Annotated in this window: 7 protein-coding genes and 1 pseudogene; 3 read left to right on the top strand and 5 right to left on the bottom strand. The window is 72.8% G+C overall.

Translation table 11 applies throughout. The features are described 5' to 3' along the window. A pseudogene (locus D7W79_RS31315) lies at positions 1-423 on the bottom strand (hypothetical protein); the annotation flags it as partial. 121 nt (positions 424-544) lie between these two features. Here D7W79_RS31315 and D7W79_RS31310 point away from each other — a divergent pair. The 3 genes from D7W79_RS31310 (at position 545) to D7W79_RS31300 (ending at position 4,036) form a co-directional block, all read left to right on the top strand. Continuing rightward, positions 545-1,414: an SDR family NAD(P)-dependent oxidoreductase gene (locus D7W79_RS31310; RefSeq protein ID WP_158617092.1), complete on the top strand. Its 870-nt coding sequence runs from the start codon at positions 545-547 to the stop codon at positions 1,412-1,414. Further along, positions 1,411-2,457: a methyltransferase domain-containing protein gene (locus tag D7W79_RS31305; RefSeq protein ID WP_120529039.1), complete on the top strand. Its 1,047-nt coding sequence runs from the start codon at positions 1,411-1,413 to the stop codon at positions 2,455-2,457. The genes D7W79_RS31310 and D7W79_RS31305 overlap by 4 nt, the downstream gene beginning before the upstream one ends. Positions 2,458-2,575: 118 nt before the next feature. Beyond that, the gene (locus D7W79_RS31300) at positions 2,576-4,036 is read left to right on the top strand and encodes an NAD(P)/FAD-dependent oxidoreductase (RefSeq protein WP_120529038.1); all 1,461 of its coding nucleotides are present in this window, start codon (positions 2,576-2,578) and stop codon (positions 4,034-4,036) included. Positions 4,037-4,045: 9 nt separating this feature from the next. Here the strand turns inward: D7W79_RS31300 and D7W79_RS31295 are convergent, their stop codons facing one another. The 4 genes from D7W79_RS31295 to D7W79_RS31280 form a co-directional block, all read right to left on the bottom strand. Then, positions 4,046-4,939 (bottom strand): prephenate dehydrogenase dimerization domain-containing protein, encoded by an 894-nt coding sequence (locus tag D7W79_RS31295; RefSeq protein ID WP_120529037.1) that lies wholly within the window; start codon positions 4,937-4,939, stop codon positions 4,046-4,048. Next, positions 4,936-5,700, bottom strand: a complete 765-nt coding sequence (locus D7W79_RS31290; RefSeq protein WP_120529036.1) for an SDR family oxidoreductase — start codon at positions 5,698-5,700, stop codon at positions 4,936-4,938. The genes D7W79_RS31295 and D7W79_RS31290 overlap by 4 nt, the downstream gene beginning before the upstream one ends. Then, entirely contained in the window at positions 5,697-10,136 is a 4,440-nt protein-coding gene (locus D7W79_RS31285) for a type I polyketide synthase (RefSeq protein ID WP_120529035.1), read from the bottom strand. Before D7W79_RS31285 ends, D7W79_RS31290 begins: the two co-directional genes overlap by 4 nt. Continuing rightward, positions 10,133-10,820: phosphopantetheine-binding protein (locus D7W79_RS31280; protein WP_244222073.1), on the bottom strand; the 688-nt coding region annotated here is incomplete at its 5' end. The genes D7W79_RS31280 and D7W79_RS31285, both read right to left, overlap by 4 nt.

Raw genomic sequence — 10,820 nt, 5'->3', positions numbered from 1 at the left:
CCCCCGCCGCGTCGTCCGCCGCCCCACGCTCTCCGGCGGCGAGTCGTAGTGCGCCGACACCAGCACCGCCTCGGGCGATTGCCCCGGGAGCCGGGCGACCACGTTGCGCACGCGGTAGTCCAGGGCCCAGGACCCGAAGCGCATCCCCTGGGCCTGCTGCACTTCCACCTCGAGCCCGGGAATGCCGCGCAGCGTGCGCACCAGCGCGTCCTCGGCGCGCCGCGCGCCGCGCGTCCCCAACACCCTCAGTCCGATGTCCCCCGCGAGCTCGCGCACCACCGGCAGCGCACGCGCTTCCGAGAACGACTCGACGGGCGCATCCCTCCCAGCGGGTGCGGTTGGACGCGATGCGTGAACAACCATGAAGGTCGTCAGCCCGAAGACCAGGAGCGCGGACAGCCAGGCGCGAAGCGTGAGGGACATGGGTGCGGTGGTTTCGCTGGCCACGGACTGCGATTTGGTGAATCGTGAAACGCCATATCATGGCGCCCGGCATGAGCATCCGACGCCCTCTCCAGAACACCCGCCACCGGATCCCCTCCTGATGGACGCGCGCGTTGCCCTCGTCACCGGAGCCTCCAGCGGCATCGGGCTCTTCACCTCCCTGGAGCTGGCGCGCAACGGGTTCCAGGTCTGGGCCTCCATGCGGGACCTGTCGCGCGACTCCGGCCTGCTCACCGCGGCCCGCGAAGCAGGCGTGCAGGTGCGCACCGTGCGCCTGGACGTCACCGAGCCCGCCTCCATCGACGCGGCGATGCGCGAGGTGCTCGCCACGGGGGGCCGCCTGGACGTGCTCGTCAACAACGCGGGCTTCGCCATGGACGGCTTCTTCGAGGACCTCTCCGAGGCGGAGCTGCGCGAGCAGTTCGAGACGAACTTCTTCGGCCTCGCCGCCGTCACCCGCGCCGCGCTGCCCACCATGCGGGCACAGCGCTCGGGGCGCGTCATCAACGTCTCCTCCATCTCCGGGCGCTTCGCCGGCCCCGGCTATTCCGCCTATTGCTCGTCGAAGTGGGCCGTGGAGGGCTTCAGCGAGTCGCTGCACTACGAGCTGCGCCCGTTCGGAATCTCCGTCTCCGTCATCGAACCCGGCGGCTTCTACAAGACGAACATCCTCACCCGGAACCGCAAGCTGGCCGCGCGCGCGCTCGACCCCGCGTCGCCCTACCACGCGCTCACCCTGCGCATGGAGGCGGACGTCGCGCGCTGGCTGGAGTCCATGGGGGGAGACCTCTCCGAAGTGGCCCGCACCATCCGCCACGCCGCGTTGTCCCCCGCCCCGCGCCTGCGCTACGTCATCGGCCGCTCCGCGCGAATGAAGATCCTCCGCCGCACGTTGCTGCCGGACTGGCTCAACGAGCCCTCCACCCGCGCGGGGCTGCTCGCGCGCCTGCTCTCCAGGAAACCGTCATGACCCCTCCGCTTCCCCCCGAGCCGACCGAGGACCGGATCATCGACGCCATCCAGCCCATCCGCGCGCACGCGCTCGCGGTGGGCATCCACCACCTCTTCGACACCGGCCTGTACGCGTCGCTGGAGAAGGCGGACGGCGCCACGGCCGCGCAGCTGGCCACGGCGCACGGCTTCGACGCGACACGGCTGGCCGCGTTCCTCAAGTACCTGCGCAACGAGGGCATCCTCCGGCAGGACGCGGACCTCTTCCGCCTCACGGCCAAGGGCCGCGAGCTGCACGCCTTCCGCGGCTGGTACACGATGTTCATCGGCGGGTACGCGGGCACCTTCATGCAGCTGGGCGAGGCGCTGAAGACAGGCGCGGCCCCGGCCACGCGCGACGGCCGCAAGGTGGGCATCGGCGCGAATGAAATCAGCACCACGGACACCATCCCGCTCGCCTCCGCCATGGCGCGCCGCCACCTGGGCACCGTGCGCCACGTGCTTGATCTGGGCTGTGGCAGCGGCCAGTACCTGGTGGAGCTGTGCAAGGCCTTCCCGGAGGCCCGGGGTTGGGGCGTGGAGCCGTCGCGCGGCGGATGCGACGCGGCGGCGGACAACCTGCGCCGTCACGGCCTGCAGGACCGCGTGCAGCTCACCTGCGCCCCCGCGCAGGAGTTCGTCAAGACGCCGGTGTCGTCCTTCCCCGCGGACTTCGGCGTCGTGGCGTTCGTGCTCCAGGAGATATTGGGCCAGGGCGGCGACGCGGCGGTGGAGCAGTTCCTGCGCGACACCTTCGAGCGCTTCCCGGACCTGCACCTGCTCGCCCTGGAAGTGGACTACCGGCTGGACGACCCGGCGCTCATGCACCACGGCCTGGGCCTGGCCTTCTACAACCCGTACTACCTGCTGCACCCGTTCACCGCGCAGCGGCTGGAGCCCCTGGCCTTCTGGGAGTCGCTCTTCACGCGGTGCGGCCTGGAACTGGTGGTGAAGGAGCCCATCGACCGGCGCGTGGATTCCACCGGGCTGGTGGTGGGTTTCCTTCTGCGCCGCGCCCGCTAGTCCAGCGGGCGGCCCGGTCTGGAGGCTCCCCCGGCCCGGGGCCTCCGTGTGACGGCCGTGCTACCACGGGCCCTTCCTCTTTCGCGCAGTCGTGGGTTTTTCCCTCCCAGGAGAAGTGATGAGCCGTTCATTCGACGTCATCGTGGTGGGCAATGGCGTGCTGGCGAACGCGACCGCGCGAGCGCTGACCCTCCAGGAGTCCGGGCTGCGCGTCGCCGTCGTGGGCCCCGGGGCGCGCCCCCGCGCGGCGACCGTCGCCGCGGGCGCGATGCTGGGCTGCTTCGGAGAGGTCACCACGACGCTGCTGAAGACGGACATCGGCCGCACCAAGGTGGACCTGGCCTACCAGGCCACGCGCCTGTGGCCTGACTGGGTGGAGGGCCTGAACGCGGGCCTCGCGCCCGAGGACCGCGTGTCCATCCGCAAGGGCACGTACGTCATCAACAACAACATGTCGGGCGTCATCGAGGACGCCAACTACGCCGCCATCCGCCAGACGCTGGCGAAGTACGAGGAGCCCTACGAGGAAGTGGATCCGGGGCACATCCCCGGACTGGACCCGGCGGACGACTGCCGGCCCCAGCGCGCGCTCTTCATCCCCAACGAGGGCACCGTGGACTCCGGCGCGCTGCTGCGCGCGTACACGGCCAGCGCCCAGCGCGACGAGCGCATCACCCTGGTGGACGACACCGTCACCGCGCTGAAGCTGGAGGGGAGCGCGCTGGTGGGCGTGACGACCGCGAGCGGCGCGACGCTGTCCGCGGGCAAGGTGGTGCTGGCGGCCGGAGTGGACACGCAGGCGGTGTTGGATCAGCACCCGGACCTGGCGCGCCGCATTCCCCGCGTGTTCCCGGGCGGCGGCTGCTCCATCGTGCTGGAGAGTGAGGTGGCCGCGCCCGCGGGCGTCATCCGCACGCCCAACCGCGCCTTCGCGTGCGGCCTGCACGCCGTGCACCGGGGCGACAAGCGCGTCTACGTGGGCGCGACGAACCACGTCGTCTCGCGCCCCTTCGAGAAGCCGGTGGCCAACAACGTGCTCTTCCTGCTGGAGTGCGCGCTGGATCAGCTCAACCGCGCCTACGCGTACCACTCCACGCAGATGGTCGCGATGCACGCGGGCAACCGGCCGGTGCCCATCGACGGGTGCCCCATCATCGGGGATACGTCGCTCCAGGGCCTGTTCATCGTCACGGGCACCTACCGGGACGGCCTGCACCTGTCGCCGCTCATCGCGCAGGACCTGGCGCGGCGCATGTTCGGCAAGCCGGTGCGGCACGAGCGCCTGTTCCAGCTCTTCAAGCCGGAGCGCCGCCCGCTGGCCATGCGCACGCGGGAGGAGGCGGTGGAGGACGCCGTCCTGCACTACGCGGCGGTGGGCTACGAGCACGGCATGAACATCCCGCGCGTGGGCTGGCACCGCACCTTCGCGCGGATGTACCGGAACGTCGCCAACAGCATCTACGACGCGCTGGAGTCCGAGCACGTGATGCCGCCCGAGTTCCTGCCGATGATCGACAACGACCGGGAGAAGTGGATCCCCTTCTTCCGCGAGTACCTGCGCGGGCTCACCCAGGCCTGACGCCCCGGCTCACACCCGGCGGAAGAGCTCCGCGCACAGCGCCGCGAACGCCTCCGCCTCCGAGCCCAGGGCCTGCCGGCAGTCCCCCAGCAGGCCCCGCCACGCCTCCACATCCCCCGCGGCGGTGACGTCCCGCACGCGCTCGACGCCGTCCTGGAGCGCGCGCCGCGCCTCCGGGGCGAAGGGGTTGGAGTGCTGGATCTCCCAGTAGACCTCCGGGTTGCCGGTGACCAGCCGCGCCAGCGCCGCGAGCATCAGCCGGTGCGGCGGCGTGGTGAGTTGGCGCAGCGCCTCCACGCGGAAGCCCAGGCCGTGCAGCGCCGCGCCGAAGGACACGAGGGCCGCGTGCGTGGCGACCTGAATGGCCGCCATGGCGCGGTCGTGCTCCTCCGGGGAGAGCACGGTGACGCGCGCGCCCCAGGACTCCACGAGGGCCAGCATGGCGTCCGTCCGGGGTCCCCTGCGCGCGGACACCGCCGCCACGTTCTGCCCGGTGAAGCCCACGGAGGGGCCGAACAGCGGGTTGAGCCCCAGTTGCTCCACGTCGTCGCGCGCGGACGCCACCCGCGCGGCGAGGGGGCTCTTGATGGACAGCGTGTCCACGAACAACGCCCCCGGCTTGAGCGCGGGCAGCACCGCGCCGAGCGACGCCAGGGCCACGTCCTCGTGAAGGCTCGCGAGCACCACGTCCGCGCGGGACAGGGACTCGCGAACCTGCGCGGACGGCGATGTCGCGTCGCCGGCGACGTAGCGCGCGAGCGGCGCCTGCTCCACGGCGGCGGGGGCCAGGTCCACGCCCGTCACCCGGTGCCCCCCGGCGTGGAGGAGCCCCGCCAGGGTGCGCCCGAAGGCCCCGTTGGCGCCCAGCACCACGACGTCCACGAGCAGGGGGCTGGCGCTCATGCGCGCAGGCCTCCGTCCAGCTCCAGGCAGCTGCCGTTGAAGTACTCGCACTCGACGATGAAGCGCACGGCCGCGAAGATCTCGTCCGGGTTGCCCAGGCGCTTGAGCGGGATGCGGGAGAGCCACTGGTCCAGCGTCTCCTGCTTCATGGCGTCCAGGATGGGCGTCTGGAAGAAGCCCGGTGCGATGGCCGCCGCGCGGATGCCATACGGAGCCAGCTCCTCCGCCCACACGCGCGCGTCCGCGACGACACCGGCCTTGGCGGCCGAGTAGTTCGTCTGGCCCGACACGCCCGCGCGGGAGATGGAGGAGACGTTGATGATGATGCCCGGCTGGACCTTCTTCTCGATCATCTGCGCCGCGACCTCGCGGGCCAGCAGGTAGGGCCCGGTGAGGTCCGTGTCGATGACCACCTGCCACTGGGCGCGGGGCATCTTCAGCACCCGGCCGTTGCGGTCCACCTTCACCAGCACGCCGTCGCGGTAGATGCCTGCGTTGTTCACCAGCCCGTTGAGGAACTCGAAGGCCTCGCTGGCGCGCTTCACGGCGGCGACGACCTCCTCCTCGCGCGTCACGTCCGCGCGCAGCGGGAGGAGCTGGCCCGGCAGGCCCCGGGCCTCCTCCTCGAGCTGGCCCAACCCCGCCTCGTTCAGGTCCAGCGCGGCGACCCGCGCGCCCTCGCGGCACAGCCCCAGCGCGATGGCGCGCCCCAGGCCGCTGGCCGCTCCCGTCACCAGGCACCGCAGCTCGTTCAGCTTCATGTGTCTTGGACCTCGCCTTCCCGTGGGTTGCCGTCCGCGCGCTCGAGCTCGTCGAGGATCAGCTCCTCGATGACGAGCGCCAGCCGCGCGGCGGTGGGTGCATCGTAGAGCGCGCGCAGCGACACCTCGACCCCGAACAACGCCTTGAGCCGCGCGGCGATGCGCGTCGCGAGCAGCGAGTGGCCGCCCAGCTCGAAGAAGTCGTCATCCGCGCCGATGCGCTCGACGCCCAGCAGTTCCTGCCAGAGCTCGAGGATGCGCTGCTCCGTTTCGTTCTCCGCGTCCCGGTAGGGCGTCGTGAGCCGGGGCCGCTCGTGGCGGGCGGCCTCCGCGTCCAGGGGCACCAGGGGGTTGCTCCCGGCCTGCGCGCGCAGCCGCTCACCGGGGGGCTCCGTGGCCACGAGGATGCGGGAGGGCGCGCCAGCGCGGAGGATGCGCTCCGACGCGCGCACGCCCTCCGCGTGGGTCAACGGGCGGGGCCCCGTGGCCCGGCGCGAAGGCCCATCCACCTCTTCCCACAGGTCCCACGCCACCACCGTGCAGGACGTCTCGCCGTGACGGTTCAGCTCGTGGGCCAGCGCCTCCACGAAGGCCGCCTTCGCCACCGTCACCGCCTGGCCCAGCGCGCCCACCGCCGTCGCGAGCGAGGCCTGGAGCCAGCAGTGGCGCGGCGGCTCGTCGCGCACCACCGCCGCCAGCTCCCGCAGGAAGGCCAGGCCCGGCAGGGCGCCGTCGCCCTCCCCTCCTGGCGATGGATGGCCGGCCCCGGCGGACACACTCCCACCGGCGCGGGACAGCGACTCCAGCGCGAGCGGCTCCGGCGCGGCCCCGGCGATCGGATCCAACACCAGCCCCTGAACCGGGCCGAAGCGCTCCCGGGCTTCACGCAGGGCCGCGCGCACCGCTCCGGCGCCGCTCCCCGTCTCCAGCCGGATGACGGACGCGCCCCGGGCCTCCAGCGCCCCCACCGCGCTGGCATTCGCGGGGCCCGCCACCACGAGCTTCGCGCCGGGCCGGGCCGCCAGCGCCTCCGCGAAGGACAGGAGCGGTCCGGTCAGCGGCCCCATCACGACATGGGTGCCACCCTCTGGAAGGAGCCCCCCACCTTCCGCGGACACGGGCTGGAAGTCCTCCACCCAGCGCTGCGCGCCCCGGAACGCGACGGCCCTGTGCGTGGGAACCGCCAGCACCTCCGTCGCCACCCGGGCCGCGGAGGATTCCGCCCGGACACCGCGCCACGCCTCGGGTGCCACGTCCAGCGTGCGGCAACTGACGCCGGGCTGCTCCAGCGGAAGCACCCGTGCGAAGCCGAGCGCCGTAGCGACCGCCGGCTCCACGGGCTCATCCGCGGTGACGGCATGCAGCCGCTCCGCCAGCACGTCCACGTGCAGCCCTCGGCCCCGCGCGGCCTGCGCGAGGTGCAGCAGGCCCGGGAACGCCAAAGTGCGCGCTCCACCCGCGAGCCCCAGGGCGTGCACCACCGTGCCGAACCCCGTGCCCGCCAGCGCGTCCCAGAGGGCGCGGTGGTCCTCGGCGCTGTCGGGGCGGAGCCGGTAGGTGGAGGCGTCCCGCCGTTCGAAATGCGCCCCGGGGAACACGCGGATGAGCCGCGCTCCCCGCCGCTCCAGGTGCTCCGCCACGCGGGCACCCGGACCGTCCTGCGCCGCGAGCAGGACGATGGGCGCCTGGGCGCGGACGGCGTCGGACTCCGGCGCGGGCGCCTCGCGCCACGTGGGCAGGTAGAGGCCCTCCACCGAACGGGGCCCCCGAGGCTCCGGCGCGGACGCCCCTCGTTCAATCCAGCAGCGCTCCCGTTCGAAGGGGTACGTCGGCAGCGCCACGCGCAGCCGCCGCTCGCCTTCGCGGTACGCCCGCCAGTCGATGACCGCTCCCGCCAGCCACAAGCGTCCCAGCGGCTCCAGCAGCCCCGCGCCGGACTTCGCTTCGTCCTCCCGGGGCAGCGTCGCCACGGGCGGACGCTTCGCGTCGAAGTCCGGCTGCATCCGCGCCAGCGCTCCCAGCCCCCGGCCCGGCCCCACCTCCAGCAACAGGGGCCGCTCCCGCAGCAGCGTCTGGAGCCCCTCGGAGAAGCGGACGCCCTGGCGCAGGTGCCGCGCGTAGTACTCCGGATCCGTCGCCTCCGCCTCGGTGATCCACGTCCCAGTGACGTTGGAGACGTAGGGGATGGACGGAGCCTGGAGCCGCACGCGCCGCAGCCGCTCCGCGAAGGCCGCCAGCGCGGGCTCCATCATCGCGGAATGGAACGCGTGCGAGGTGCGCAGCCGCTTGCAGCCCACGCCGCGCGCCAGGAGCCGTGCCTCCAGCGCGCCCAGGGCCTCCGTCTCCCCGGACGCGACGGACATCGCCGGGGCGTTGCTGGCGGCCAGGGACAGCGCGTCGCCCAACAGCGGACGAAGCTGCTCCGCGGGCAGCTCCACCGCGAGCATCGCCCCCCGGGGCAGGTCCTGCATGAGCCGGCCCCGCGCGGCCACCACCGCCAGCGCGTCCTCGAAGGAGAGCACGCCCGCGACACACGCGGCGACGAACTCACCGATGCTGTGCCCCAGCATGCCTCCGGGCTGGACACCCCAGGCCTGCCACTGCCGCGCCAGCGCGTACTCCACCAGGAAGAGCGCGGGCTGGGCGAGCCACGTCTCCTGCAACCGCTCCGCCGCGTCCTCCATCCCGGGCTCCGGGTACAGCACCGTGCGCAGGTCCAGGCCGCGCAGGTGGGGCCGCAGCAGCGCCGCGCCCTCGTCGATGCGGCGCCGGAACTCCGGCACATTCTCGTACAGCTCGCGCGCCATGCCGGGCCGCTGGGTGCCCTGTCCCGGGAAGAGGAAGAAGACGGGCCGCCCCTCCTCCACCACGTGGCCCTCCATCACGCGCGCCGCGTCCCGCGCCTTCAAGGCGGAGAGGACGTCCCCGGCGCTGCGTCCGCTCACGGCGCGGCGGTACGCGAAGGCACGCCGGCCCACCTGGAGCGTGTGGCAGACATCCGCGAAGGGCAACGACGGGTGCGCCTCCAGGTGCGCGACGAGCCGGTCCGTCGCGGCCTCCAGGGCCTCCGGACTCCGGGCGGAGAGCACCACCACGTCCGAGGGCCTCGCGGGAGAGCCCGCCTCCAGCGCGGGGGCCTCCTCCAGCACGACGTGCGCGTTCGTCCCGCCAATCCCCAGCGAGCTGACCGCCGCGCGGCGCACCCCCTTCGCCGCCCACGGCTGGAGCTCGCGGTTCACGTAGAACGGGCTGTGCTCGAAGTCGATGCGCGGGTTTGGCTGTTCGAAGTGCAGCGTGGGCGGCAGCTCCCGGTGCTGGAGCGCGAGCACGGCCTTGATGAAGCCCGCCACGCCCGCGGCCGCGTCGAGGTGGCCGATGTTCGTCTTCGCCGACCCCAGCGCGCACCGTCCCGCCGGGCCCGCTCCGTAGGCGCGCACCAACGCCTTGAACTCCACGGGGTCGCCCAGCGCGGTGCCCGTGCCGTGGGCTTCGATGAAGGAGACGCTCTCCGCGGGGACCTCCGCCACGGACAGCGCGGCCCGGATGACCTCCGCCTGTCCCTCCACGCCCGGCGCGGTGAAGCCCATCTTCCCCGAGCCGTCGTTGTTGACGGCCGACCCCTTCACCACCGCGAGGATGCGGTCCCCGTCCTCCTGCGCGTCCTGCAAGCGCTTGAGCACGACGACGCCCAGGCCGTTGCCGCCCACCGTGCCCGCGGCGTTCGCGTCGAACGCGCGGCAGTGGCCATCCGGTGACTGGATGCCCTCCGGCTGGAACAGGTAGCCCGACTTCTGCGGCAGGCTGAGCCCCACGCCGCCCGCGAGCGCCATGTCGCATTCCCCGTTGAGCAGCGACTGGCAGGCGAGGTGGATGGCGACGAGCGAGGTGGAACACGCCGTCTGCACGGAGAGCGCCGGACCCCGGAGGTTCAGCTTGTAGGCCACGCGCGACGCCAGGTAGTCCTTCTCGTTGCCGAGCGACAACTGGTGCGCCTCCGCGGGATCCTCCGGCACCTGGCCGTTCCACAGGTGGAGCAGCAGGTACAGGTTCATCCCCGCGCCGGCGAACACACCGACGGGCCGCGCGTACCGCGAAGGGTCGTACCCGCCGTCCTCCAGCGCCTCCCACGCGCACTCCAGGAACAGGCGCTGCTGCGGATCCAACGTCTCGGCCTCTCGCGGGTTGTAGCCGAAGAAGCGCGCGTCGAAGTCCTCGGCGCCCTCCAGTACGCCGAAGGCCCGCACGTAGTCCGGGTTCGACAGCAGCGACTCCGGCACGCCCGCCGCCCGCGCGTCGTCCACGCTGAAGAACGAGATGGACTCCACGCCCGCGCGCAGGTTCCGCCAGAAGGCGGCAACGTCGGGCGCGCCAGGAAAGCGCCCCGCCATGCCGATGACGGCGAGTTCCATCCCCGTGGTGTCATCACCGCCGCTCACGAATTCCCCCGTCGGCGCCGCTCCAGGCGCTTCTCCATGCGGGCCTTGCCTTCGCGCCGCTCGTCCTCGCGGTCGGGGCCCGTGGGCGGCTCGCTTCCGTCCGCTCCCAGGTAGGCCGCCAGCGCGCGAATCGTCGGATGGGCGAAGAGGTCCGTGAGTTGCACCTTGTCGCCCCACGTTTCGCGCAGCCGGCCCACGACGCGGATGGCCTTGAGCGAATCACCGCCCGCGTCGAAGAAGTTCTCGTCCACGCTCACGTCGCGCCCCAGCGCCTCACTCCACACCGTGGAGAGAACCTGTTCGAAGCGCGTCGAGGGCAGGGCCCCCGCGGCCGGCGCGCCCGCCTGGTCCGGCGCCGGAAGCGCGCGTCGGTCGAGCTTGCCGTTCTCCGTCAGCGGCAGCGCCCCCAGCATCACGAACTGCGCCGGCACCATGTACTCCGGCAGCCGCGTCCGCAGGTGCTCCCGCAGCTCCGATGCCGAAGGCCCACTGCCCTCCGGCACCACATACCCCACCAGCGCCGTCTCTCCGTGCGCGTCCTTGCGCGCCACCACCACCGCCGCCTTCACCCCCGCCTTGAGCCCCAGCGCCGCCTCAATCTCTCCCAGCTCAATCCGGAAGCCTCTCACCTTCACCTGCTGGTCGCTTCGCCCCAGGTACTCCAGCTCCCCGTCCTCCCTCACC

The sequence above is a fragment of the Corallococcus exercitus genome (assembly GCF_003611585.1).
Lineage (GTDB): Bacteria > Myxococcota > Myxococcia > Myxococcales > Myxococcaceae > Corallococcus > Corallococcus exercitus.
Note: the sequence above shows the minus strand (reverse complement) of the source record. Positions and strands in the feature narration are given on the sequence as shown.